A 23,287-nucleotide genomic window follows, 5' to 3' on the forward strand; every position below is an offset into this window, starting at 1 on the left:
CATGGCGAGCACGAAAGCCGGCACGACGAAATCGACGAAGACCACCAAGAAGACGGCCACGAAGAAGGCCAAGGCCCCCGCGAAGAAGACAGCTCCCCCGGCGAAAAAGGCGGCCGGACGAGCGAGCAAAATGGAGGGGCCCGGCGGGGCACTCGAGCGGTTCCGCGCCATTTGCATGGGGTTTCCCGAGGCGACCGAGGTCGAGGCCTGGGGGCACCCGACGTTCCGCGTGCGGGACAAGATCTTCGCCGCAATGGGCGGGGAAAACGGCGTGGGGTCGTTCGGCGTGAAGACCACGTTCGAGATGCAGGCCGGGCTCGTGGCGACCGACCCGCGGTTCACCATTGCGAAATACGTCGGCAAACACGGGTGGATCAACGTGCGGCTCGACGAGCCGAACGACGGCCCGATCGACTGGAACGAGGTGCGGGCCCTCGTCACGGGCAGCTACAAGATGATCGCCCCGAAGGCCCTTGCCGCGCGCGTGGACGACTGAACCGCGCCGCGTCCTTACGTCACGTCACGCGGTCGACCTATCCTTGATTATTCCTTTCGGGGTGTAATCAATTTTGCATATTTCCTGCTCGACGATGCTACGAGCGGCGTGATAGTCCCTTCGTTCGGCCCCGTAGGTTCGTGGAGACTGTAATGGATTCGGCTTGGTTCCAGCATTGCCCGGGCATCCTCGTGGTCACGAGCCAGGAGGGCGCGATTTCCGGCTTCAATCCCGAGGCCGAGCGTGTCCTCGGAGCCGAGCGCGTGCGAGGCGGTTCCTTGTTCGAGTCCGTTCACCCCGATCACAGGGACGCGGTCGCGTCGTCGTGGGCGACGATGAACGAGGGCGATGCCTGGAGCGCCCTCTGTCAGATGCGTGACGTTGAGGGGATCTATCGCTCGTTCTCTTTGCATGCGCGGCGCGCGCCAGGGCGGGTCGAAGTGTATGTGACGATTGTCCCGACGCCGCGCGTCTCCTCGGGGCGGCTCGCCGTGCCCCCCGCCGAGGACCTCACTTTGCTGCCCGCGGCTTCGCCCGAGCGTGTTCTCCGGGGGATCCTTGATAACGTGGATATCTCCGTGTACGTGGTCGACCAGCAGGGTGATTACGTCGTGCACGACGGCAAAGGGTGCAGAGCTGGCGGCTTCGAGCCCGGGACGCTCATCGGGCAAAACCTCTTCGAGATTTTCGGCGGCGATGTGGGTTCCATGACGGATATCCGTCGCGCGTTCGCGGGCGAGGTCGTCCACGCGACGAGCGAGGCTCTCGATGTCCTGTGGGAGAGCTGGTTTTTGCCGATACGCAACGAGGCCGGCGACGTTACGCACATGCTTGGCTTGACGCTCGCCAAGAGCGACGTGAAGAAGGCCATGGTCGACCTCCGGACGAAGATGGATCTCATCGAGCGGCAAGAGGAGGTCATTCGGAACCTGGAGACGCCGGTGATCCAGGTATGGGAGAAGGTGCTCACGCTCCCGATGATGGGCGTGGTCGACAGCAAGCGCGTGGCGCGCGTGATGGACGACCTGCTCTCGGCCGTGGTGCGCACGTCGGCGCGGTTCGCGATCCTCGACATGACAGGCGTCGATATGGTCGACACGGCCACGGCGAGCCACCTCTTCAGCCTGATTCGGGCGATCCGGCTCCTCGGCGCGGAGGGCATCGTCACGGGGATCCGGCCGACGGTGGCGCAGACGGCGGTGACGCTCGGGCTCGATCTGTCGAGCGTGACGACGTGCGCGAACCTGCGCGAGGGGCTCCGGCTCTGCATTCGCCGGATGTCGGAGGAGAGTCGCGTTCGTCGGAGCGAAATGGGTCAATAACCGACCATGTCCTCCTGCCGCGGCAGGTTCTCCACCTCGCGCGGGCCCTCCGCGAGCGAGGCGCGCCCGCGGCCGAGCGCGAGGTGGCAATCTCGCACCGTGGTGCAATCGTGGATCCAACCGACGATTTTCGAGCGGCGCGCCACGACCTCGACGTCGAAGGCCCAGATCATGGCCATGAGCGGCCAGACGAAGAACCGGCCCGGGCTCACCCGGTTGCGCAGGGCCGGCGGGACGCTCTCACCGCCGAAATGGCCCTCGGCCGCCGAGAGGATGAATCCGGTGAGCGCCGAGCGGAACGTCTGGTTTGCATAGACGTGTTCGATGCAGCGTTTGTAAAAGTCGAATCCAGGGCTCGTCGGTTCGAGGCTCACGGCGCCGAGGAAGCCGCCGGCTTCGGTGAGCTCGGCGATGGCCCGCAGGCTGGCGGCGTCGGAGACGCCATTGAAGCGGTCGGCGCCGAGGCCGATCGAGCAGAGCAGCTTGAGCTTGACGCCTTCGAGCGAGGCCACGGCGCCCACGGAGACCGCGTCCTCGATCGGATCACCGAGCCCCTCCTCGTCGCCGCGCATGAGCGAATCCGAGCCCCCGTCGACGAGGATCACGGCATCGACCTCGTGGCGCTGGACGAGCTCGGCATAAAAGGCGCGGAGCGCGGGCACGGTGAAGGACCGCGCGTAATAGGCGTAGACGAAATGCGGCGCGCTCTTGGGGCGCTCCTGGTCGAGGAAGCTCGCGAGGTGGACCTCCGGGCCGTAATCGGGCGGGGGGCTCGAATACGCGAGGACCTGCTTGACGACGGCGCCCGTCTCGGCCGTGTACACGACGGCCGCGTCGTCGATGCGCTCGGGCTGCCCGAACGAATAACTGCCGAGGATCACGCGCTTGCCGAGGCGCTCGAGCTCGGGCAAGAGCGTCGCGCCTTGCAGGAAATCGAAGCCCCCGCCGCAGCCGCAGAGGAGGACGGTCTTGATGGAAGGGTCGGCGAGCCGCGCGAGGAAGGTCGGAAGCATGGCGCGGCGCCGAGGCTACCACGGCGGCGGCGCGCAGCGCGAGCGCGTCAGCGGCGTCGTTTTGGTGTCCCGGGCTCGATGTGCCGCGGTTGTGCGCGTCCCTCGCCGGAGAGCCGGGCCGCGAGGTAGTCGTGGTTCATTTGCGTGATGACCTGGAGGGGGATGCTCTTCGGGCACGCGGTCTCGCATTCCCCAGCGAACGTGCAATGGCCGAATCCCTCCGCCGCGGCGGCCCGGACCATCCGGAGCGCGCGCCGACCGCGCTCGGGCTGGCCCTCCGGGAGGTTTCCGAGGTGCGTGATCTTCGCGCCCGTGAAGAGCGCGGTCGAGGCATTCGGGCAAGCCGCGACGCAGGCCCCGCACGCGATACACGCGGCCGCGTCCATGGCCCGCTCGGCGCAGTCCTTGCGGATCGTCGAGGTGCTGGCCTCCGGCGCATTGCCCGTGTTGACGGTGACGTAACCGCCCGCGGCGATGATCCGATCGAGCGCGCTCCGGTTGATGACGAGGTCCTTGAGGAGGGGAAAAGCCTTCGCGCGAAACGGCTCGATCCAGAGCGTCTCTCCGTCGCGGAAGTTCCGCAGGTAGACCTGGCACGCCGCCGCGCCCTGGAGCGGGCCGTGCGCGAGGCCGTTGACCATGAATCCACAGGTGCCGCAAATGCCCTCGCGGCAATCGCTGTCGAAGGCGATTGGCTCTTCGCCTTTTCGCACGAGGCCCTCGTTGACGACGTCGAGCAATTCGAGGAGCGACATGTCGGGCGAGGCCTCGGTGGTCTCGTACCGGACGAACCGTCCAGGCGCCTCGGGGCTCCGCTGCCGCCAGACCTCGAGCGCGAGCCGCATCATTTGTAGCTCCTTTGCATGGGCGGGGCCGCCTCGAACACGAGCGGCTCCTTGTGCAGGAGGGGCGGTTCGCCCTCGCGCCATTGCCACGCGGCGACGTAGGCGAAATGCTCGTCGTCGCGCAGGGCCTCTCCGTCCGGCGTCTGGTATTCTTCGCGGAAATGGCCACCGCAGGATTCTTCGCGGTGGAGGGCGTCGCGGCAGGTGAGCTCGCCGAGTTCGAAGTAATCGGCGACGCGGCCGGCGGTTTCGAGTTCACGATTCAAGGATTCGCCTTGGCCGGGGACGAGAAGCTCCCGGTAAAACTTCTCGCGAAGCTCGGGGATCTGGGTGAGCGCGCGTTCGAGCCCTTCGCGGTTGCGCGACATGCCGCACGTGTCCCAGAGGAGCTTGCCGAGCTCGCGGTGGAACGAGGCGGCGGTGCGCTTGCCACGCACCAAAAGGAGCCGCTCGATGCGGGCCGCCGTTTCTTTGCGTGCTTCCTCGAATGCGGGGTGCGCGCCGTCGATCGCCGGCGGCTTCGCGCGCGCGAGGTAGCTGCCCACGGCGAGCGGGACGATGAAATAGCCGTCGGCGAGGCCCTGCATGAGCGCGCTCGCGCCGAGGCGGTTCGCCCCGTGATCGGAAAAATTCGCCTCGCCGATCACGAAGAGGCCGTCGATCGTGCTCATGAGGTCGTAATCGACCCAGAGGCCGCCCATCGTGTAATGAATGGCTGGGTAGATTCGCATCGGGGCGCGGTAGGGGTCTTCGCCCGTGATTTCGGCGTACATGTCGAAGAGGTTCCCATACCGCTCGGCGATGACGTCTGCGCCGAGGCGGCGGATGGCGTCCGCGAAATCGAGGTACACGCCGAGTCCGCTCGGGCCGACGCCGCGGCCCTCGTCGCAGACGGCCTTGGCTGCGCGGGAGGCGACGTCGCGGGGCGAGAGGTTTCCATAACTCGGGTAGCGGCGTTCGAGGTAATAATCACGCTCAGCCTCGGGGATCTGTTCGGGCGAGCGCTTGTCCCCGGCGCGGAGCGGCACCCAGATGCGGCCGTCGTTGCGGAGCGATTCGCTCATGAGCGTGAGCTTCGATTGATGCTCGCCGCTGACGGGGATGCACGTGGGGTGGATCTGCGTGAAGCACGGGTTCGCGAAGTACGCGCCGCGGCGATGGGCGCGCCAGATCGCGGTCGCGTTCGAGTTGCGCGCATACGTGGAGAGGAAATACGCATTGCCATAGCCACCCGTGGCGAGGACGACCGCGTCGGCGACGAACGTGCGAATCTCGCCGGTCACGAGATCCCGCGCGACGATGCCGCGGGCTCTGCCGTGGGCGACGACGAGGTCGAGCATTTCCGTGCGCGGCGAGAGGCGAACGGTGCCGGCCTGGACCTGGCGGAGCAAGGACTGGTAAGCGCCGAGGAGGAGCTGCTGGCCTGTCTGGCCGCGCGCATAAAACGTGCGTGAGACCTGAGCGCCGCCGAAGGAGCGGTTCGCGAGTTTTCCCCCGTACTCGCGGGCGAATGGGACGCCCTGCGCGACGCATTGATCGATGATGCGCAGGCTCACCTCGGCGAGGCGGTAAACGTTGCCCTCGCGGGCCCGGTAATCACCGCCCTTGATCGTGTCCTGGAAGAGGCGTTGCACGCTGTCGCCGTCGTTCTGGTAGTTTTTCGCGGCGTTGATGCCGCCCTGGGCCGCGATGCTGTGCGCGCGGCGGGGACTGTCGTGGAAAAAAACGCATTCGACGCGGTAGCCGAGCTCGCCGAGCGTGGCCGCGGCCGAGGCGCCCGCGAGGCCCGTGCCGACGACGAGCACCGTGTATTTGCGGCGGTTCGCCGGGCTCACGAGCGCATAGTCGAGCTTGCGGCGCTCCCATTTCTGCGGAAGAGGGCCGCCGGGGATCTTGCCGTCGAGGTGCATGAATGCCTCCCCCTAACGCCCCCGCAGCAGCGAGAGCGCGAGTGCGGTGAGCGGAATGGCGGCGAGGCCCACGGCGACAACCAACGCGAGGACAGCGGCGAGCCGCCGGAGCACGCGCAGCCGGTCACGCTGCAAGGTGAGGCCGAGCGATTGCGTCATCGCGAGCGCGCCGTGCGAGACGTGCAAGCCGAGCGCGAGCATGCTGACCACGTAGATCACGGTGGGCACGATCGAGGAAAAAGCAACCGCGACATTCGAATAGACGCGACCCGGGGAATAGGCTGGGTGGAAGAGGCCGATGGTCAAATGGAGGACGTGGTAGATGACGAACCCGAGCAAGACGAGGCCGGTCCAGAGCATCGTGCGCGCGCCGAGGCTGCTCGCGGCGCGCTCGTAGCGGCCGTACGAGATCGGGCGCGCAACCTGTCGGCGCACATAGAGGTCGAGCGCGACGACCACGTGGATGCAAAACGACGCGAAGAGGACGGTGCGGGCCGACCAGAGCAGGGTGGGGTTCTCATGGAGGAGCGCGCCGTACGCGTCGAGCGCCTCGGGGCCCGCGAAATAAAGCAGGTTGCCCGCGAGGTGCAGCACGACGTACGCCGTGAGCACGACCCCGCTCGCTGCCATGAGCGCTTTTTTCGCGACGCTCGTCGCCCCGAGTTTTACGGTCGCCGCCATCCCGGGCCCCCTCCCTGCACGACGATCCGGATTCCTCAGCGCGGATAGCCGTAATAATAGACGCGCGGCTGCGCCGGGCCTCGGTGGATGATCACCGAGCGCGGATAAAAGAACGGATCGTACCACCAATACGGATATGCCCCGCCGCCCCAGCCATAACCAAACCCGTACGTCGCCGTGGTCGGGGGAGGCTCGACGCTGCGCCGTTCGAACGGGGTCCGCTGGGTGACGATACGATCGTCGGTGTGCACCCGCCAGACGATGTCGAATTGCGGCAGGTCGCGGGCGCCCCGGAGCGACTCCGGGAGCGGAAAATAGGCGTCGATCGTCGTCGATTCGCCGCGCGGGATCACGACGACGGGCATGCTCGCGTGGGTCGCGTTCGCGACCACGGGCGCGGTCTCGCCCGCCATGTCGGCGAATTGCACGCGGAGCTCGCGTGTATCGACGGTCCAGGGCTCGGCGCCGTCCTCGTTTGCCACGACGAACCGGACGTGGAGCGCGCGGACCGGCTCTTCGTCCTCGGAGAGGCGCACGTCCGTCACGCCAAACGAGCTCACCCGCACGTCCCCTTGGCCCGTGCCCGGCGGGATGTCGTACCGCGCCGCCGGATATCCCGATACCGTCGCGTTGGCTTGCTCGGCAGGCTGATAATAATACGAGCCGCCGCATCCGGTCACGGCGAGCGCGAGGGCGAGGAGCAAACAGCGCATGTCCTTCGATCCGTGCAACCTTCATGCGCGAAGGAGCGCGACCCTCCTTCCAGGACGCCCGGCCGTGACGCTCCGAGGCAGGCTCCTCCGCGTCGCTGTGCAATCGTCACCGTGTCCGGCCTGCGCACGGAACGTGCATGAAGCGCGCGCGAATCCGTTCGAACAGGAGGGGGTCGTCATGGCTGGTTTCATGCGCAGACGAGAAGGTCGAGAAGGGCAGGGGCCGTCGAGGGAAATGACACAGGCAGGCGCCCGGGAGCCGGGGCGCGAGCAAAGGCTCGCGACGGGGGATCCGTTCCGCTCGCTCGGGTACGGAGATCCATTCCGGCGCATGCGCGAGATGCTCGCGTGGGATCCGTTCGCCGAAATGGAATCCTTCCTGCCGCAAGGCCGGGCCTTCCTGCCCGACATGGAGGTGCGCGAGACGAAGGATGGATACGCGATCCGCGCGGATCTGCCGGGCCTGAAGGAGGACGACGTCTCGATCGACGTCTCCGGCCGGCGGCTCACGATCAGCGGCCGGCGCGAGGAGGAGCAGCGCGACGAGAACGAGCGGTACTGGGCCTACGAGCGCTCGTACGGGAGTTTTACCCGGTCGTTCACGCTGCCCGAAGGGATCGATCCGGAGCGGATCGACGCAAACCTTTCGAACGGCGTGCTCGAGGTGCTCATCCCGAAATCGAAAGCGGAGGAGCCGAAGCGCATCAGCGTGAAGCGCGGAGAAGCCCGCGCCGAGGAGCAAGGCGCGCAATCGAGCGTGCGTCCACAAACCTCGGCGAGCGGCGCGTCAGGCACGGGCGCGAGCACGACCGCGGGACAAACGTCCACGGCCGGCGGAGGAGCGGCCGGGACGCACGGGACCTCGCAGGCCACGACGGGCGCGGGCGGCAGTGAACAGGGCATGACGCAGGGCGGCTCACGAGAGAAGGCGGCCTGACGCCGAAGCGGCCCGGATGGACAACAGCGCCGCGGCGCTGCTATCACTGGCCGCGTGCTGCCGCTCGCGGAGGTCGTGCTCTTGGCCGGGATTCAGGGCCTCGCGGAGGCGCTGCCGATCTCGCGCTCGGGGCACGACGCGGTCGCCCGCCTGTGGCTCGATCCAGGCCGCAGCGCCGCGGCGCTCGAATCGATCTTGCACGTCGCGACGGCCTCCGCGCTGCTCGTCGGCGCCCGGCGGCACCTCGTCGCTGCGGTCTCCGAGGGGCTCCGGGCCGTCGCGCGTCCCTCGCTCTTGCGCTCGTCGAAAGGCGCGCACGACGCGGCCGTGCTCGTGGTCGCGGCGGCCGCGAGCCTGCTCTCGCGCGCGCTCGCGGCGCCGTTCCTGGAACTCTGGACCGGCGCGCCGATCGCCGTCGGCTTTGGCCTCGTCTGGACGGGGCTCCTCGTGGCGACGATGAGCCTCGCGCCGGCCGGGCGCGTGGAGGCGCCGTCGCTCTCGCTCGCTGCGTTGCTCGGCCTCGTGCACGGGACGGGCGCGCTGCCCGGCGGCTCGGACGTGGGCGCGGCGCTCGTGATCGCCATGTGGATGGGCACGAAGGCCGATCGGGCGCTCGATCTGGCCTTCGCGCTCACGGGGATCACGCTGCTCGTGTCGTTTGTCGCGGGCCTCGGCGCGCGGCCCGAGGTCACGGAGATCGGCGCGCCTGCGATCGGCTTCGGCCTGGTGACGGCTTTTCTCGGCGCGACGGTCGCGATCGGCCTCGCGCGCAGCTTGCTCGAAAAACACGCCCTCGCGCGGCTCGCGTTCTGGGTCCTCCCCTTGGGCTTCGCCACGGTCTCGTACGGCCGTTCGTTCGGCGAAGCTTCGATGCGGGAGGCGCCGGCGCCTGCGGCGATGGCCGTTATGTCCATGGATGACAAACCATGCAATCCGCTCCTTCCATTTACGCCCTGATCCTCGCCGGCGGCGCCGGCACGCGTTTCTGGCCGGCCTCGCGCGCCGCGCGGCCGAAGCAGCTCTTGCCCCTGGTCGGGAAGTCTCCGCTGATCCGGCAGACGGCGGAGCGAATCACGCCGCTCGTCGACTGGGAGCGGCTCTTCGTGGCGACGGGCAAGCACCTCGTGGAGCAGACGGCCGAGGCGCTGCCGGAGCTCTACGCCGAGAACACGCTCGTCGAGCCCGCCGCGCGGAACACGGCGCCTTGTATTGGTTGGGCGAGCTTTCACATTGCCCGGACGAACCCGGACGCGGTGCTGATGGTGTTGCCGAGTGATCACCACGTGCGCGACGTCGCGGGCTTCCGGTTCGCGCTGGAGCGCGCCGTGGCCTCCGCCGCGCGCGGGACGATCACGACGATCGGAATCAAGCCCACGCACGCGGAGACGGGGTATGGATACATCGAGCTCGAAGGAGAAGCGCGCGGCGTGGAGGCGCTTCCGGCTACGCGATTCGTCGAAAAGCCGGACGCTGCACGCGCGGAAGCCTTCGTGGCCGGCGGCAAGCACCTCTGGAACGCGGGGATGTTCTTTTTTCGGGTGCGCGACATGGTGGACGCCATCCGCGCGCACATGCCCGCCCTCGCCGAGGGGCTCGACGCGATCGACCGCGCCGCCGAGGAGGGGGAGGAGCAAGCCGCACTCGACAAGATCTTCCCGATGTTGCCTTCGATCAGCATCGATCACGGCGTGATGGACCACATCGACCAGTTTGCGGTCGTGCCCGGCGATTTCGGCTGGAGCGACGTGGGGAGTTTTCAGACCGCGTTCGACCTCGCCGAGAAGGACGCGCAGCAGAATGCCGCGCCCCCGAGCGCGCTGTTCGTCGATGCGCGGCGGAACCTGGTGCTCGATCTGCGCACGGGGGCGGAGGAGGGCAAACGCGTGATTGCGCTCGTCGGCGTGGAGGATCTCGTGGTGGTGGAGACCGACGACGCCTTGCTCGTGGTGCCACGGGCGCGGGCGCAGGACGTGAAAGAGGTCGTGGCGGCGCTCAAGTCGCGCGGACGAACCCGCCTCGTTTGAACCAAAAATTCAGCCTGCGGGGACGGACGCGCGCGAGGGGTGGACAGGGCGGGCGCGAGGCTCCATTCTACCCCCGGCCATGAAGGGACACGCGCGCCACATCATGACGCATCACGCCGACGCCGTCTCGCTCGGGACGCCGCTCGAGGAGATCGCACGCCTGCTCGTGGACGCGCGGATCGGCGGCGTCCCGGTCGTCGACGAGCACGAGCGCGTGGTCGGATTCGTGAGCGAGACGGATCTGATGGCGACGCTGCTGCAAGGGCAGACGCCCGGAGCCGCGGCGCGCGACGTGATGAGCCACCCGCCGATCGTCGTGGACGAGTTCGCCACGACGGACGAGGTGATGGCCATCCTGCGAACCGGTCAGATCCACCATTTGCCGGTGGTGCGGAGCGGACGGCTCGTCGGGATCATCACCCCGCTCGACGTGCTCAGGTATTTCGTGGAAAAGGTGATGCCGCCCGAGCCCGAAGTGGGCTGATGCTCAGAGGTTGAAGAGCTCGGCGCAGCAGCTCGTCTTCGGGCCGCACGTCTCGGGGTCGGGGTTCGTGCAGGTGCCGACGACCGTGTCGCCCGTGGTGCACGTACACGTCGTCACTCCGCCGTTGGCGGGGGTCTCACAGCTCGTCGAGTAGGGCTCACCCTTGCAGGTCGAGGAGCAGCCGCAGCTCGATTCGCCGTTCGGACCGGCGCCGGCGAAGCATTCTCCCTCGAGGCAGCCGTTTGCCATTTGGCACATTTGCGCGGCCTCCTGCTCGTCGTTGCACTCGGGCGGGGGGTCGTTCGGGCAATCCTTCGCGGCGGGGATGTAACACGCGAAGAGCGCGCCGAATTGGTCCTCGCATTCGGGGGGGATGTCGGCGAAGGCCTCGTCGCAAAACGCGTTGCAATCGCCGAGCTGCATGCCGCAGTTGTTGACCTCGCCGACGTGGCAGAAATCCATGCACGCCTGCCTGGCATCGCCCGGCGCTGCGCCGCCCGTGCCGCCCGCGCCGCCGCTGCCGCCCGCGCCCGAGCCACCTTGCCCGTTATTCGTGACGTCACTGCCGCACGCGGCGAGGACCTGCGCGGCGCCCAAAAGAAAAAGCCCAACCAAGGAAACACGAAGCTTATGCATGACGCGACCATACCCGCTCCCCGCGGCTATGTCGAGGACGCTTCCGTGCGTCTTATGCTCGCATCATTGGCAAGTGCGCCGCAGGGAGCTCGTCGTAACGTTTCCCCGTGCGCGGGTGCGTCGCGTCGGGGGCGACGTCGAGGAGCGGGCGGAGCGCAAAGACGCGACCTTCGAGGCGCGGATGCGGGACTTCGAGGCCAGGCTCGTCGATGCATTCCCCCTCGATCCAGAGGATGTCGATGTCGATTGTGCGAGGCCCCCAGCGGACGGGATCCGGCCGGACGCGGCCGAGCGAGCGCTCGATGGCCTGCGTCCGCGCGAGGACGTCACGCGCAGGCAAGGCCGTCGAGACGAGGACGGCGCCATTCAAGTAATCCCCTTGAGGCGGTCCGCCCGCCGGCGGCGTGACGTAGAGCGGCGAGCAGTCGACCACGACAAACCCCGGCGTGTCGCGCAGGTCGGCGATGGCGTGTTCGATCGTGGCGGCACGGTCGCCGAGGTTCGAGCCGAGGGCGAGGGCGATGCGCCGGGCGTGCAGCATGCGTGTCGTGTAAGGCGCGGGGTCAGTCGTGGGGATCGGTGGCGCGGCGGCCATTCGAGGCGCGGCGGCCTTCGGGGCGCGGTGGGAAGGCGCGCCGATCCTCGCCCCAGCGGCGCGCGATGGGCGATCTGCGTTCGATGCCGCTGCCGGCGCGGATGGTGACGCCGACGAAGAGCGCGCGGAGTTCTTCGAAGGTCTCCGGGCGCGCAGCGACGACGGTGGCCGCGTGGCTGCGGCAGAGGTGGAGCGTGCGTCCCTCGATGTAGACGCGGACGAGCGAAGTCGTCGCCGAGGCCTCGGCGGCGCAGACGGCGCAAGCGTGGGCGGGCGGGGCCATGCGCGAACCCTGGTCGAGGGGAGCCGCGCGGGCCAAATTTTGGGGGGAGACGGGAGAGCGCCGCTCGGCGCTTTGCGAGCTCGCCTGCCGAGTTCGCCTCGAGCGGGTGAATCGGCCGGGCGTTGCCTGGCCGAGAGGGGGACGCGAGGCGTCCCCCTCGGGACTAACGCAAACGGGCGTTTTTTTCGGCCCACTCGATGACGCGGGCCGACTGGTCCTGGCCGGTGAAGCGGCTGAGCTCCTGGATGCCGGTCGGGCTGGTGACGTTCACCTCGGTGAGGTGTTCGCCGATGACATCGAGGCCCACGAAGTAGAGGCCGTCAGCCTTGAGGCGCGCGCCGACCGAGCGGACGATCTCGCGCTCGCGCGGCGTGAGTTCGGTCGGGACGACGCTGCCGCCGACGTGGATGTTCGAGCGGATCTCGTCGCTGCGCGGGACGCGGAGGATCGCGCCGAGCGGCTCGCCGTCGAGCAGGAGGATACGTTTGTCGCCCTGGGACACAGCCGGGAGAAACTCCTGCACCATCGCGAGCCGCTGGCCCTCGCCCGTGAGCATGTCGGCGATGGCGCGGGCGTTCTTGTCGTCCGAGCGGAGCATCATGACACCCCAGCCGCCGGCGCCGTCGAGTGGCTTGATGACGGCCTTTCCGCCGACGTCGCGGACGAAGTCGTGGATCATGTCGCGATCGGCCGTGACGAGCGTCTTCGGCGTCCACTCGGAGAAGCCGAGCGCGTAGAGCTTTTCGTTGGCGTCCCGCAGGCCGCGCGGATCGTTGATGATGAGCGTCTTGCCGCGCGCGGGCTCGAGCATGAGCGTCGCGTAGAGGTAAGCCTGGTCGAAGGGCGGATCCTTGCGGATGAAGACGGCCTCGACGTCGTGCAGCGGCAGGCGTTGCGCGCCTTCGTCCCGGCGGAGCGTGATGTAAGGCGGATCGGGGAGAATCTCGACACGGTGCGCCGTGGCGAACGGAAAACCCTGCGAGACGTAGAGGTCCTGCGGCAAGCAGTGGAAGCTCTGATGACCACGCGCCTGCGCTGCGCGGATGAACGCGAAGGTGGTGTCCTTGTCGTGCGTCACGCGGGTCAGGGGGTCCATCACGAACACGAAGCGCATGGTTTGGCTCTCCCGTCGGGGATCGAGGGCTTTCTCCGGCCACGGTTGATCCCCGCGGCACGGCCGGGGCATCCTAGCGCACGCGCGGGGCGCCCGCGCAGATGGAGCTGTGCCATGCGAACTCTCCGTGCCCTCTCGACGGCATCGTTTGCCGCCGCCCTCGCGCTGCTGGTCGCCTTGCCCGGATCGGGTTGCAGCGCGCCGGCCGCGCGCTCGCCGGACGAGGCCACGGCGAAGGCGCCGCCCGCCGCGCCCACGCCCGCCGCGCCGCCCGCGAACCTGATCCCGCAAGGAACCGCGCAGGCGCCCGCGCCGGCCGCGCCCGCTGCGCCGACGAAGCACAAGTACGCCGTGGCGACGGAGAACGCGACGGCGTCGGCGATCGCGATGGATGTGCTCGCCCGCGGCGGGAGCGCGGTGGACGCGGCGATCGCGGGGGCGCTGGCGATCGGCGTCGTGCATCCCGTGTCGAGCGGGCTCGGCGGGGGCGGGTTCGCGACGGTGTACGACGCGAAGACGAAGGAGATCCGGATCCTCGATTTCCGGGAGACCGCGCCGAAGGACCTCGTGCCGACGGAGCTCACGAAGCGGCCGGTGCCCGAGGACCACCGCGGCGTGATGACGGGCGTGCCCGGCGAAGTCGCGGGGATCGCGGAGATGCACGCGCGCTGGGGCAAGCTCGCGATGGCCGATCTCGTGCGCGGCGCGGCGGACGCGGCGGAGAAAGGTTTTCCCGTGAGCGCCCACATGACCCGCGCGCTGAAGTGGAACGAGAAGTGGCTGCTCTCGTCGCCGCGGTACGGGCTCTTCGCGAAGGCCGGCGCGATCGTGCCGGCGGGCGAGATCGTGAAGAACCCGGCGCTCGCCGCGACGCTGCGGAGGATCGGCGCCGAGGGGAAGAAGGCGTTTTACGAGGGGTCGATCGCGGCCGACATCCTGGCCACGGCGCGGGCCGGCAAGTGCCGCATGACGAAGAAGGATCTCGAGGACTACAAGGTGCTCGATCGAGAGCCGCTGCGGACGCAGTGGGAGGGCTACGAGGTCGTCACGATGCCGCCGCCCTCGGCCGGCGGCGTGATGATGCTGGAGACGCTCCACATGCACTCGAAGGTGGATCTCGCGGCGCTCGGGCACAACACGGGGGCGTACACGCACCTGCTCGCCGAGACGATGCGCGGCGCGGTCGCAGATCGGGTGCGGCTGCTCGGGGATCCCGCGTTCGTGAAGATGGACGTGGCGAAGCTCGTGAGCCCCGAGCGGATGAAGGCGCGGCGCGCGAGGATCTCGATGACGTCGACGACGAAGGCCGAGAACTTCCCGGTGACCGACGCGGGCACGACGCACATCGTGACCGTGGACGCCGAGGGGAACGTCGCGTCGATCACGACGACGGTGAACAACATGTTCGGCGCGCAGCTCGTGACGGAAGGCGGGTTCTTGCTGAACGACGAGCTCGCGGACTTCACGGCCGAGCGCGTGGAGAAGCTGTTCGGCATGTCGAAGGGGCCGAACTATCCGCGCGGCGGGGCGCGGCCGACGTCGAGCATGACGCCGACGATCGTGACGAAGGACGGCAAGCCCGTGCTCGCGTTCGGCGGGTCGGGCGGGACGCGCATCGCGACGGGCACGACGCAGGTGCTCCTGTCGCATCTCGTGTTCGGCATGCCGGTCGACAAGGCCGTGGCCGCGCCGCGCTTCGAGACGCCGCCGACGGGCGGGTTGTTCATCGACGCGGCGATCGGGACGGAGGTGCTGCAGGATCTGGAGAAGCGCGGCGAGGTCGTGGACACGAGCAAGCCGAACTTCTCCGCGGTGCAGGCCGTGTCGATCCAGGAGGGCCCGGACGGCGCGCGGGTGCTCACCGTCGGCGCCGATCCGCGCAAGGGTGGCGCGGGGCTCGTGCAGTAGGAAGGGTTTGTCGGGGACGAGGAGGGGTTCGTCAGGGTTGTCCCCGCGAACCCCCGAGCGTCGAGCGGCTGTTACTGCTGCGTGGCGGCGAGGACGAGCTGCGCGCTGCGTTCGTCGTCGAAGTCCGTCGCGAGCGCGTAACCGACGCCGCTCTTCTCGACCGCCGCGACCGAGTAGCCGCGGAGTTTGCCCACGTAGACGGGACGCTCCCGCACGACGCGCGGTTCGAGCCGCGTCACGCGCATCATCGGCACGGCGCGCGGATCGAAGACGTACACCGTGACGCGGTGTTTGCCCTCGACCGTGTACTGCAGGAGCGCCGCACGTTGATCACGCATCGCGTGCACGCGCGCGCCGTTGAAGCTCGCCACGAAGGGCTGGAACGCAGGCCGACGCACGGGCACGCCGACGAGCGGGTCGAAACGGACGAGCTCTTCGGGGTTCGTCGTCTCGGGCGGCAAGGGATGCGCGTGGAGCGCGACGAGATCGTCGAGCAGCGAGTCCATGCCAGCGGCAGCCATTTCCGTCGTCGCGCCGATCCGCGCGAGTTCCGGCGTGACCACCACGTCCTTCTGGTTTTTCGCGGCCGCCACCGTGAGCGCGACGCCAGCCGCAGCCGCGAGCGTCGCCGCGTATTTCCAGCTCACGAGCTTCGCGGAGTGGACCTCGCGATCGGCCTCTTTCACGCGACGCTTCTCGGCGAGCATCGCGGCGTGGATGCGCGCGCGCATCGCGTCGGGGACACGCTTCGCGGCCGTGCGCTTCATGCTCGCGCGCATCACCCGCAAGAACGTCACGCGCTCGGAGCACGTGCCGCAATGAAGGACGTGCGCCTCCATGTCGACCGCGTGTCCTGGATCGAGCTCGCCGTCCACGTACGCCGACATGCAACGCGAGAACAACGAGCACTCGTCGGTCATCACCTTGAGCCCATTCATACCGCAGCACTCCGCTTCCGCTTCCGGTACGCCGCGAGGTCCGTCGGGGCCTGGTCGGCCTTGTTCGAGGAACCCTCGCTCACGATGCCCAGGGCGACAGCATGGTCGCGCAACGTCTTCTGCAAGAGCTTCCGGCCGCGGTGCAGCCGCGACATCACCGTGCCGATCGGCGTGCCCATCGCCTCGGCGATCTCCTTGTAGGAGAGCTCTTCGATGTCCGAGAGCACGACCGCGACGCGGAACTCCGGCGGCAGATCGTCGAGCGCGCGCTGCACCTCGGCCTCGACCAGCGGCGCGAGGGCCGCCGTCTCGGGATCCCGCATGCCGCGCATCGTCGTCGCGCCGATCCATCCGTCGGTCAGCGACTCGACATCCGGACCTTCCAGGATGTCGCGCTCGAGTCCGCCGCGGCGGTAGCGGTTGATGAAGGTGTTCGTGAGGATACGAAGCAACCAGGCCTTGAGGTTCGTGCCCGGCTCGAACTGGTCGCGGGCACGCATAGCCTTCACGACCGTGTCCTGGACGAGATCCTCGGCCTCGGTCGTGCTCCGTGTCATGCGGCAGCTCACCGCATACAGCGTGTCGAGGTGGCCAAGCAGCTCCACCTCGAAATTGTCGACCCCCGGCGCGCCGTCCCCAGCGCCGGAGAAGCTCAGGTCCTGGGCGACCGAAGCTGGCTTTTTACTGAAGAAAAATGCCATCGCGGTCTCCCAACAGGAGCACCCCCCCGACTATTCCTCGGTCGAGGTCTCAGGCTTCTCGGGTGTCTCGGGCGTGTTGGTCGGCTCACCACCGAGCTTGCGCACGATGGCTTCGAGCTCCTCGACGCGCTGCGAGAGGCGGTGAACGTCGGCCTGAAGGTCGCGGAAGAGGCCGACGCCGGGCAGGATGTGACGGATCCGCTCGTCCACGGCGTGCTGCCACTGGTCGAGGGTCTGCTTCGAGCTCTCGACGATCTCGGACAGACGCGCCTTCGCGCCATGGGAGGCGGCGGGTTTGTCCGCCTCGGCCGGAGCAACGGCGGCAGCAGGCGCGGGCGGAGGCTGCGTGGGGGGTTTGTCCGGGGTGGCCGGCGCGGCCGCCTCCGCGGGGGCGTCTTCGGTTCCGCCGCCCGGGATGAGCCGACCGATCGGGCCCTCGCGGAGCGTGTTGAGCAGGCGCTCGCCGCGCTCCTGGATCAGGTCCCGCAGCGTCCCGAGGGGCACGCTTCGCGGCTGGGACTTGAGGTCCTCCGAGATGATGAGCGCCAGCGTGACCTCGGTTTTGTCCTCCTTGGTCGCGTTGTCGATGATCTGGACCTCTTCGCCCGCACGGACCATCTCCCCGATCTGCTGGAGGGTCACGTAGCGGCTGTCCTTGGTATCGTACAACTTACGGTTGGAGTACCGCTTGATGACGCGCCGCGGCGTCGCACTGGCCCCCGAGGTCTCCTTCACCGTATCCATGATCTCCCCTTCGCGCCTCGACTGAATTGGACCACCTGTAACTCATATGTGCAAGCTGATGACAGCGTGAATCGTCCGAGGGCCGGAAATGTCGCGGATGCCATGAATGCCATCGAACTATCCGGGGTGTCGGTTCGCTACGCATCGGGAGGCGCGGCGCTCGAGAACATCGACCTTTCCGTGCGAAAAGGCGAGATTTGCGCGATCCTCGGGCCGAACGGGGCCGGGAAGTCGACGCTCGTGAAGGTGATCTCGGGCGCGCTTCAGCCCCAGCGTGGAGAGGTACACGTTCTCGGCGAGCCGCTCGCGCGCCTGGAGCGTCGGGAGATCGCGAAGAAGATCGCGCTCGTGCCGCAGTCGTCGGAGCCGGCGGTGGGCTTCGTGGTGCGCGAGATCGTGATGATGGGCCGCGCGCCGTACCAGGGCGCATGGATGCGCGCGTCGAAGCACGATGAAGAGGCCGTGGCGAGGGCGATCGCCGCGTGCGAGCTCGAAGCGCTGGCGGATCGGCGTGTGTCGGAGCTGTCGGGTGGCGAGCAGCAACGGGTCGCGATCGCGCGGGCGCTCGCGCAGGAGGCGCCGGTGCTGCTCCTCGACGAGGCGACGGCGCACCTCGACGTGCGGCACTTTCTCGCGCTGTCGGAGCTCGTGTGGCGCGAGGTGCGGGATCGAGGGCTCGCATGCGTGATGGTGCTGCACGACCTGAACGCGGCGGCGCAGTACGCGGATCGGATCGCGCTCTTGAAGGCCGGCAGGCTCGTGGCGCACGGGACGATCGAGGAGGTGATGACGTACCGGCGCCTCAAGGAGGTCTTCGAGGCGGAGCTCTACGTGGGCGTGAACGAGCTCGACAACGCCCGGTATTTCCTGCCGGTTCGCCCTCAACTTGGCCCTTTGCCGCGGCGCGATGGATAAGCCCGGGCCATGCCCGGACATGGAAGGATCACGCTCGCCCTCGCCTGCCTCTTGGCGATCGGCTGTAACGTGAACGACACCGCGCCCGACCTCCTGCGGGTGGTCGACGTGGCGCCGCGTGAGCTCGAGTCGGGCGATCGGCTGGAGGTGCTCGGGACGAACCTGCCGACGGGAGAGGCGCGCGAGGCGACGATCACGTTTCGCGGGACGTTGAAGCGGCCCGGAGAAGCGCCGATCGAAGGGCAGACGATCGTCGTCGACAAGGCGAGGATCTCGACCGACAAGGTGAGCGCCGCCGTGAGCGAGGCGCTCGTGGCGCGGTTCTGCGGGCAGGGCGACGACTCGGCGCACACGACGTTCCACGGGAACGTGACGGTGACGCTGGAGACGAAGGCCGAAGGCGCGCTGCCGGTGACGGGGTCGGTCAAGGACGTGACGATCGACGTGCGGCCGAAGGCGCCGCGGCGCGCGATCGCGCTGGCCCGCGAGCGCGACGGGCAACGGGCGCTCGATTTCCTGGGGATCACCGTGTCTCCGGACGCGCCCACGTCGAGCGGGATCGTGGTGGCGGCGGTTCGTCCGGACAGCCCCGCGGCCGCGGCGCGGATCGAGGGCGGCGACGTGATCACGAGCTTCGAGGGCATGAAGGTGACGAGCGTGGCCGACGTGATCCCGAGCGGCGAGGAGCGCGCGCCGCGCGCGACCGTGCGGCGCGGCGCCGAGGATCCGCGGGTCCTGCCGATCTCGATCGAGGGCTTCCACGCGAGTGCGCCGTCGGACCTGCTCGGCGCGGCGATCGTGCTGGGTTTGTCCGCGGCGACGTTGCTCGTGTTCGCGACGCCGCTCGGCGCGCTGGTGGCGTGGCTCGTGCGGCGCGTGGCGTCGCGGCTCGCCGCGCAACGGACCGGGAAGAAGGCGCTCGCGCGTTCGCCGGTCGCGCGGCTCGCCTCCGAGGTGCATCGCGAGGTGGCCTCGGCGATCGCGCCGCCGGACGCCGATCCGATCCTGTCGAAGCTCGCCCCGGTGCTCGCGTTCGCGGCGATCTCGGCGACGTTCGTGGTGATGCCGTTCTCGCAGCGGCTCGTGGGCGCGGACCTCGACGTGGGGATGCTCTTCCTGCTCGCGCTCTTGGCGCTGCTCGGGCTCGGGTTCGTGACGGGAGGGTCGCTCGCGGGGCAGGCGTGGTCCGTGCTGCGAGGTCTGCGCGGTGCAGGACGCGTGTTCCTGCAGGAGCTGCCGGCCTTGGTGGCGATCGTGTGCGTCGTGTCGAGCACGGGATCCCTTCGGCTCGAAGACATCGTCGCGGCGCAGGGCGGGCAGGGAGGCTCGCCGTTCGACGCGGGTGGGTGGCCCTGGCACTGGTTCGTGTTCCGAAACCCGGCGACGTTCGTGTTGTTTCTCGCGTACGTGACGTCGATGATCACGGCCGACGGGCGCGCGTCGGGCGCGCTGCGGGAGGCCGAGGCGAACGGAGACGAGCTCGCGCCACCGGCGAAGATCGGCGCGCGGCAGCTTCTGTTCTACTTCGGGGAGTGGGCGCACGTGTTCGTGGCCTGCGGGATCGCGAGCGCGATCTTCCTTGGCGGCTGGCAACTGCCGGGCGTGGCGGGCGCGACGCAGGAGAGCGCGGGCGCGCTGAAGATCGTGGGCGCGCTCTTGTTCTTGCTGAAGAGCTGGGGCCTCGTGCTGACGGTGGTGTGGCTGCGCTGGGCGCTGCCGCGGCTCTGCGCGGAGGAGCGGTCGCGGATCGCGCTGCGATGGTTCTTGCCGCTCGCGCTCGTGGCCTCGGCGTTTGTCCTGCTCGGCGGCCTCGCCACGACGACGATCGGCTTTGGCCGGAACGCGGGGCTCGTGAGCGGGGTGGTGACGTTCGTGACCTGGGGCGCCTTCGCGGCGCATTTCGTGCGACGAATCCAGGTGGATCTGCGGGAAACGCGGACCCCCCTGCACCTGAACCCCCTGATCTGATCGGGGCGAACGGCCCCGGAAAAGGCGGCGTGGATCACGGCGCGCGCACATTGTGCCCGCGTCGGGCCGCGTTCGCTTTATCCTCTGCGCGGTGGGAGCCGCGAGCCGAACGGCCCGGGAGTTCTGCACGGTGTGCGGATGGCCCGTCCACGGGCCACGCTGCGACGCCTGCGGGGAGTACCGCGCTCCGCTGGCGCTCGAAGACTCGATGCGAAGGTTCGTGCCGCGCGGGCACGCGTCGCTGGATCCTTCGGGGCTGGAGAGAGCGACCGAGGCGTTCCGGCGCGGCGAGTACGCGCGGGCGCTGGGTCAGGTCGTTGGTACAGAAACGAATCTGACGGCGCGCGCGGTGAACCTGCCCGAGGGGCCGGGCTGGGCGCTCATCGGCAAGGAGTCGAGCGTGTTCCTGTCGCTCGACATGCAGTCGATGCATCTGATCGTGGAGTCGCCGGTGGCGCGCCTGCCGCGCAGCCAGCGTGTCCCCGCGATGCGGCTCTCGCTCGAGCTCTGCGACGCGGAGGCGATGACGTCGCGCGTGTGCCTGCGGGACGATCTGCTCCTCCTGCGCTTCGTCACACAGCTCGGCGCGGCGTCGCCGCCGCTCGTGCGGCACGTGATCCGCGAGATGATGTCGACGTCGGAGCGGTACGCGGAGATCTTCGTGGCGTCGTTCGACGCGCGCACCGCGGCGCACGGAGACGCGCGCGGAGGCGGCGGGTGGGAGTCGCTCGGGAGGAAACGAACGCTGTCGACGCTGCAGCCGGCGCCGCAGCGACGATCCGTCGTGCCGCCGCCGCCCTCGACGCTGCGGCCCGCGGACAACACGACGCCGCCGGACGACGATTTGCCGCCGATCCTCGCACCGGCCTTCGCGAACGAGCCGTCGCGCGGGCCCGCCGCGGAGGAGGAGCTGCCGCCGGTGCTCGCGCCGTTCCGCCTCTCCGATACGTGGCGCGGCGAGGACGGGGTGCCGCCGGTGCTCGCGCCTCCCGAGAACGTGCCGCAGACGGCGCGGCTCGGGGTTCCGCAGACGTCCGCGTTCGCCGCGCCGCCTGCGCCGGACCGCGAGCCGCCGCCGGAGACCGCGCGCCTCGGGGCGATCCCGTCGCTCACGACGCCGCTCCCGTTCGCGGCGCCCGTCGCGCGTCGGCGCACCGTGCCGGGGATGCCCGCGGTCGATGGCGTGACACGTCCCGGCTCGCCGGACCTCGACGACGCAGCCGCGCGCCGGGCGCTCACGCCCGCGGACAAACTCTGCGAGCTCTTGCACCAGGCGCAGGCGCTCGCGACGGCGCTGAGCTACGAGGAGCGGCCCGCGACGATGCTCCTGCTCGTGCGGGCCGCGGTGTACCGCGCGATCTACGAGTTCGGCGAGGCCGTGCCCGACGCGGTCTCGTACCTCTACCGAAACGCGTCGAGCGTGACGCGGGCGATCTGGCCGAGCGCTTCGCCCGCCGGCAAGCGTCCTTCCTCGCCGATCCCGATGGCCGAGCCCGCGCTGCTCGCGATGGAGCGGATCGTCGCGGTGCGCGCGCAGCTCCCGAAGGAGCGCGCGGTCATCGTCGAGCCGCTCGCGACGGCGGCGCAAGCGCGCGAGCACCTCGCGCGGTACGTCGAGGAGATCGAGCTCGCGCCCCAGGACGCGACGCTCCGCCACTTCCTCGCGCTCGGCGCGCTGACGGAGCTGCTCTCGCGCACGCGCTTGCCGGCGCAGACGTCGCAGCGGCTGAAGGAAATCGTGGCGCACGCGCTCCGCGACGTGCCCAAGCAGGCGGCGCTCGATCTGATGATGACGGCGCTGAAGAGGATCGCGTCCGGATGAGCTCGCGTATCGCCTCGTCGCTCGGGGAACTCATGCAGCACGGCGGCGCGGAGGAGAGCGTGCTCGGCGTCGCGCGTCGTGGTGTCGTGACGGTGACCTCGGGGACGTCGAGCGGCACGGGATGGGTCGCGCTCGGCAACGGCGTGATCGTGACGAGCTGGCGCACGGTCGGGTTCCAGGCCGAGGTGACGCTCTCGACAGAGGAGGGCAGGCGCGCGGCGGGGCGCGTCGTCGCCGTGGATGCCGAGCGGGATCTCGCGTTCGTGCTCCCGCTCGAAGCGATCGGCGTGGTGCCGCTGCCGCTCCGCGCCGATCCGTTGCCGCGGCTCGGCGAGGCCGTCACGACGCTGATCGCGGCGCCCGGCGACACGCTCGTGACGGCGATGGCCGTCGTGTGTGCCGAGGGGCGCGGCGGCGAGCTCGCGGCGCTCGATCCGGATCTCGGCGTGCGTGCAGGTCGCGGCGGCTCGCCCGTGATCGACGCGGCGGGGCGCGTGATCGGCGTGATCACGACGGCGCGGCGGAGCGGCCGGGATCCGCTCGATCGATCGCGATGTGTCCTGCCCGTCGGGCTCCTCTCGCGCGACCTCCGCGCGCTCGACGTGCCGGCCGAAGGGCTCGGCGAGCGCACGCTCATCCATCGCTGCCCCGGCTGCACCGAGGCGTTCTCCGCGGACAACGATCGTTGCGAGTCGTGCGGGATCCTCCTGCCGCACGCTTACGAGAGCGAATCCCCCGGGGCCGAGCGCGTCGTGCGTGATGCGCTCGCTGCGCTGGGGATCGTCGCGAACAAGGCGCGCGTGGGGCCACGGGCGTGGCGCATCCAGCACCGCGCGCTCGGCGGAGACGCGACGCCCTCCGAGGTCACCGTGCGCCTCGACAGCGCAGGCTTGCAGGTGATCCTGCGCGTGCCGCTCGTGCGTTTGCCCTCGGCGAACCACGAGCCGTTTTACCGACTCCTTCTCACGGCGAACGACCAGACGTCGGGCGTGTGTCGTCTGTCGCTCGCGGGGGACGTCGTCGTCCTCTCCTTCTCTGAGCCCGTGAGCGCGTTCGCGAGCGAGCACGACGTCGCCGCGGTCTTCCACGACCTCGTGCGGCTCGCCGATCAGTACCGCAAGGTGCTCGCCGAGCTCTTCGGCGCCGAGCCGCTCCGCGACGGCTCGTGGTGATCACGCGCTTCGAAAAGAAAACCCGATCCCGGGGAACCGAAACCCGGGATCGGGAGGAGGAGCCGA

The 23,287-nt window shown here is 69.3% G+C and carries 23 protein-coding genes; 11 read left to right on the plus strand and 12 right to left on the minus strand.

The annotated features are described in order from the left end of the window. Position 1 precedes the first annotated feature (1 nt). Both QHF89_RS14920 and QHF89_RS14925 read left to right on the plus strand, forming a co-directional pair. The gene (locus tag QHF89_RS14920) at positions 2 to 496 is read left to right on the plus strand and encodes an MmcQ/YjbR family DNA-binding protein (protein WP_284720497.1); all 495 of its coding nucleotides are present in this window, start codon (positions 2 to 4) and stop codon (positions 494 to 496) included. 152 nt (positions 497 to 648) lie between these two features. Further along, positions 649 to 1,818 (plus strand): STAS domain-containing protein, encoded by a 1,170-nt coding sequence (locus QHF89_RS14925; RefSeq protein ID WP_136966871.1) that lies wholly within the window; start codon positions 649 to 651, stop codon positions 1,816 to 1,818. On the opposite strand, the gene QHF89_RS14930 is transcribed toward QHF89_RS14925, so the two are convergent. The 5 genes from QHF89_RS14930 to QHF89_RS14950 are packed head-to-tail and all read right to left on the minus strand — an operon-like array spanning position 1,812 to position 6,980. Continuing rightward, positions 1,812 to 2,831, minus strand: a complete 1,020-nt coding sequence (locus tag QHF89_RS14930) for a DUF1152 domain-containing protein (RefSeq protein ID WP_136966872.1) — start codon at positions 2,829 to 2,831, stop codon at positions 1,812 to 1,814. The genes QHF89_RS14925 and QHF89_RS14930 overlap by 7 nt on opposite strands. A 47-nt stretch (positions 2,832 to 2,878) precedes the next feature. Then, the gene (locus QHF89_RS14935; protein ID WP_136967049.1) at positions 2,879 to 3,676 is read right to left on the minus strand and encodes a succinate dehydrogenase/fumarate reductase iron-sulfur subunit; all 798 of its coding nucleotides are present in this window, start codon (positions 3,674 to 3,676) and stop codon (positions 2,879 to 2,881) included. Beyond that, entirely contained in the window at positions 3,676 to 5,586 is a 1,911-nt protein-coding gene (locus tag QHF89_RS14940; protein WP_136966873.1) for a fumarate reductase/succinate dehydrogenase flavoprotein subunit, read from the minus strand. The genes QHF89_RS14935 and QHF89_RS14940 overlap by 1 nt, the downstream gene beginning before the upstream one ends. Before the next feature lie 12 nt (positions 5,587 to 5,598). After that, the gene (locus tag QHF89_RS14945) at positions 5,599 to 6,267 is read right to left on the minus strand and encodes a succinate dehydrogenase cytochrome b subunit (RefSeq protein ID WP_284720499.1); all 669 of its coding nucleotides are present in this window, start codon (positions 6,265 to 6,267) and stop codon (positions 5,599 to 5,601) included. 35 nt (positions 6,268 to 6,302) lie between these two features. Then, a complete protein-coding gene (locus QHF89_RS14950; RefSeq protein ID WP_284720500.1) occupies positions 6,303 to 6,980 on the minus strand; it encodes a hypothetical protein in 678 nt (225 codons plus the stop codon). Positions 6,981 to 7,215: 235 nt separating this feature from the next. On the opposite strand from QHF89_RS14950, the gene QHF89_RS50185 reads away from it, so the two are divergent. The 4 genes from QHF89_RS50185 (at position 7,216) to QHF89_RS14970 (ending at position 10,425) form a co-directional block, all read left to right on the plus strand. Then, a complete protein-coding gene (locus tag QHF89_RS50185; protein ID WP_136966875.1) occupies positions 7,216 to 7,917 on the plus strand; it encodes an Hsp20/alpha crystallin family protein in 702 nt (233 codons plus the stop codon). A 54-nt stretch (positions 7,918 to 7,971) separates the two neighbouring features. Beyond that, positions 7,972 to 8,874, plus strand: coding sequence for an undecaprenyl-diphosphate phosphatase (locus tag QHF89_RS14960; protein ID WP_284720501.1), 903 nt, complete (start codon positions 7,972 to 7,974; stop codon positions 8,872 to 8,874). Continuing rightward, a complete protein-coding gene (locus tag QHF89_RS14965) occupies positions 8,844 to 9,941 on the plus strand; it encodes a mannose-1-phosphate guanylyltransferase (RefSeq protein ID WP_136966877.1) in 1,098 nt (365 codons plus the stop codon). Before QHF89_RS14960 ends, QHF89_RS14965 begins: the two co-directional genes overlap by 31 nt. Positions 9,942 to 10,020: 79 nt before the next feature. Further along, complete coding sequence (locus QHF89_RS14970; protein ID WP_136931279.1) at positions 10,021 to 10,425, plus strand: CBS domain-containing protein; 405 nt, start codon at positions 10,021 to 10,023, stop codon at positions 10,423 to 10,425. 3 nt (positions 10,426 to 10,428) lie between these two features. Here the strand turns inward: QHF89_RS14970 and QHF89_RS14975 are convergent, their stop codons facing one another. From QHF89_RS14975 to gshB, 4 genes are all read right to left on the minus strand, one after another. Further along, entirely contained in the window at positions 10,429 to 11,061 is a 633-nt protein-coding gene (locus QHF89_RS14975; protein ID WP_284720502.1) for a hypothetical protein, read from the minus strand. 52 nt (positions 11,062 to 11,113) lie between these two features. Next, positions 11,114 to 11,602: a 2-amino-4-hydroxy-6-hydroxymethyldihydropteridine diphosphokinase gene (gene folK, locus QHF89_RS14980; protein WP_136966878.1), complete on the minus strand. Its 489-nt coding sequence runs from the start codon at positions 11,600 to 11,602 to the stop codon at positions 11,114 to 11,116. Between the two features lie 22 nt (positions 11,603 to 11,624). Further along, on the minus strand, positions 11,625 to 11,939 hold the full coding sequence (locus QHF89_RS14985) for a hypothetical protein (RefSeq protein WP_136966879.1): 315 nt from the start codon (positions 11,937 to 11,939) through the stop codon (positions 11,625 to 11,627). Positions 11,940 to 12,102: 163 nt separating this feature from the next. Further along, positions 12,103 to 13,053 (minus strand): glutathione synthase, encoded by a 951-nt coding sequence (gene gshB / locus QHF89_RS14990; protein ID WP_136931275.1) that lies wholly within the window; start codon positions 13,051 to 13,053, stop codon positions 12,103 to 12,105. A 114-nt stretch (positions 13,054 to 13,167) separates the two neighbouring features. On the opposite strand from gshB, the gene ggt reads away from it, so the two are divergent. Beyond that, the gene (gene ggt / locus QHF89_RS14995) at positions 13,168 to 14,961 is read left to right on the plus strand and encodes a gamma-glutamyltransferase (protein WP_284720503.1); all 1,794 of its coding nucleotides are present in this window, start codon (positions 13,168 to 13,170) and stop codon (positions 14,959 to 14,961) included. A 71-nt stretch (positions 14,962 to 15,032) separates the two neighbouring features. Here the strand turns inward: ggt and QHF89_RS15000 are convergent, their stop codons facing one another. The 3 genes from QHF89_RS15000 to QHF89_RS15010 are packed head-to-tail and all read right to left on the minus strand — an operon-like array spanning position 15,033 to position 17,344. Then, positions 15,033 to 15,899 carry an anti-sigma factor family protein gene (locus QHF89_RS15000; protein ID WP_136966881.1) on the minus strand — a complete coding sequence of 289 codons (867 nt, stop codon included), beginning with the start codon at positions 15,897 to 15,899 and terminating at the stop codon, positions 15,033 to 15,035. Further along, the gene (locus tag QHF89_RS15005) at positions 15,896 to 16,600 is read right to left on the minus strand and encodes a sigma-70 family RNA polymerase sigma factor (RefSeq protein WP_136931272.1); all 705 of its coding nucleotides are present in this window, start codon (positions 16,598 to 16,600) and stop codon (positions 15,896 to 15,898) included. Before QHF89_RS15005 ends, QHF89_RS15000 begins: the two co-directional genes overlap by 4 nt. Before the next feature lie 30 nt (positions 16,601 to 16,630). Next, positions 16,631 to 17,344, minus strand: coding sequence for a polyhydroxyalkanoate synthesis regulator DNA-binding domain-containing protein (locus tag QHF89_RS15010; protein ID WP_136966882.1), 714 nt, complete (start codon positions 17,342 to 17,344; stop codon positions 16,631 to 16,633). A gap of 102 nt (positions 17,345 to 17,446) precedes the next feature. Here QHF89_RS15010 and QHF89_RS15015 point away from each other — a divergent pair, with 102 nt between their 5' ends. The 4 genes from QHF89_RS15015 to QHF89_RS15030 all read left to right on the plus strand — a co-directional run bounded on the left by QHF89_RS15015 (position 17,447) and on the right by QHF89_RS15030 (position 23,221). Next, positions 17,447 to 18,259, plus strand: a complete 813-nt coding sequence (locus QHF89_RS15015; protein WP_136966883.1) for an ABC transporter ATP-binding protein — start codon at positions 17,447 to 17,449, stop codon at positions 18,257 to 18,259. A gap of 9 nt (positions 18,260 to 18,268) precedes the next feature. Then, positions 18,269 to 20,227, plus strand: a complete 1,959-nt coding sequence (locus QHF89_RS15020) for an NADH-quinone oxidoreductase subunit H (RefSeq protein ID WP_136966884.1) — start codon at positions 18,269 to 18,271, stop codon at positions 20,225 to 20,227. A 91-nt stretch (positions 20,228 to 20,318) separates the two neighbouring features. After that, positions 20,319 to 22,049 (plus strand): serine/threonine-protein kinase, encoded by a 1,731-nt coding sequence (locus tag QHF89_RS15025; protein WP_284720504.1) that lies wholly within the window; start codon positions 20,319 to 20,321, stop codon positions 22,047 to 22,049. After that, entirely contained in the window at positions 22,046 to 23,221 is a 1,176-nt protein-coding gene (locus QHF89_RS15030) for a serine protease (protein WP_284720505.1), read from the plus strand. The genes QHF89_RS15025 and QHF89_RS15030 overlap by 4 nt, the downstream gene beginning before the upstream one ends. The last annotated feature ends 66 nt before the right edge of the window (positions 23,222 to 23,287 follow it).

The sequence above is a fragment of the Polyangium sorediatum genome (assembly GCF_029946465.1).
Classification (GTDB): domain Bacteria; phylum Myxococcota_A; class Polyangia; order Polyangiales; family Polyangiaceae; genus Polyangium; species Polyangium fumosum.

Bases quoted from the DNA above. Each gene is read 5' to 3' on its own strand.
- QHF89_RS14920 (WP_284720497.1), top strand. From the start codon at position 2: ATGGCGAGCACGAAAGCCGGCACGACGAAATCGACGAAGACCACCAAG.
- QHF89_RS14925 (WP_136966871.1), top strand. From the start codon at position 649: ATGGATTCGGCTTGGTTCCAGCATTGCCCGGGCATCCTCGTGGTCACG.
- QHF89_RS14930 (WP_136966872.1), bottom strand. From the start codon at position 2,831: ATGCTTCCGACCTTCCTCGCGCGGCTCGCCGACCCTTCCATCAAGACC.
- QHF89_RS14935 (WP_136967049.1), bottom strand. From the start codon at position 3,676: ATGCGGCTCGCGCTCGAGGTCTGGCGGCAGCGGAGCCCCGAGGCGCCT.
- QHF89_RS14940 (WP_136966873.1), bottom strand. From the start codon at position 5,586: ATGCACCTCGACGGCAAGATCCCCGGCGGCCCTCTTCCGCAGAAATGG.
- QHF89_RS14945 (WP_284720499.1), bottom strand. From the start codon at position 6,267: ATGGCGGCGACCGTAAAACTCGGGGCGACGAGCGTCGCGAAAAAAGCG.
- QHF89_RS14950 (WP_284720500.1), bottom strand. From the start codon at position 6,980: ATGCGCTGTTTGCTCCTCGCCCTCGCGCTCGCCGTGACCGGATGCGGC.
- QHF89_RS50185 (WP_136966875.1), top strand. From the start codon at position 7,216: ATGACACAGGCAGGCGCCCGGGAGCCGGGGCGCGAGCAAAGGCTCGCG.
- QHF89_RS14965 (WP_136966877.1), top strand. From the start codon at position 8,844: ATGCAATCCGCTCCTTCCATTTACGCCCTGATCCTCGCCGGCGGCGCC.
- QHF89_RS14970 (WP_136931279.1), top strand. From the start codon at position 10,021: ATGAAGGGACACGCGCGCCACATCATGACGCATCACGCCGACGCCGTC.
- QHF89_RS14975 (WP_284720502.1), bottom strand. From the start codon at position 11,061: ATGCATAAGCTTCGTGTTTCCTTGGTTGGGCTTTTTCTTTTGGGCGCC.
- folK (WP_136966878.1), bottom strand. From the start codon at position 11,602: ATGCTGCACGCCCGGCGCATCGCCCTCGCCCTCGGCTCGAACCTCGGC.
- QHF89_RS14985 (WP_136966879.1), bottom strand. From the start codon at position 11,939: ATGGCCCCGCCCGCCCACGCTTGCGCCGTCTGCGCCGCCGAGGCCTCG.
- gshB (WP_136931275.1), bottom strand. From the start codon at position 13,053: ATGCGCTTCGTGTTCGTGATGGACCCCCTGACCCGCGTGACGCACGAC.
- ggt (WP_284720503.1), top strand. From the start codon at position 13,168: ATGCGAACTCTCCGTGCCCTCTCGACGGCATCGTTTGCCGCCGCCCTC.
- QHF89_RS15000 (WP_136966881.1), bottom strand. From the start codon at position 15,899: ATGAATGGGCTCAAGGTGATGACCGACGAGTGCTCGTTGTTCTCGCGT.
- QHF89_RS15005 (WP_136931272.1), bottom strand. From the start codon at position 16,600: ATGGCATTTTTCTTCAGTAAAAAGCCAGCTTCGGTCGCCCAGGACCTG.
- QHF89_RS15010 (WP_136966882.1), bottom strand. From the start codon at position 17,344: ATGGATACGGTGAAGGAGACCTCGGGGGCCAGTGCGACGCCGCGGCGC.
- QHF89_RS15015 (WP_136966883.1), top strand. From the start codon at position 17,447: ATGAATGCCATCGAACTATCCGGGGTGTCGGTTCGCTACGCATCGGGA.
- QHF89_RS15020 (WP_136966884.1), top strand. From the start codon at position 18,269: ATGCCCGGACATGGAAGGATCACGCTCGCCCTCGCCTGCCTCTTGGCG.
- QHF89_RS15030 (WP_284720505.1), top strand. From the start codon at position 22,046: ATGAGCTCGCGTATCGCCTCGTCGCTCGGGGAACTCATGCAGCACGGC.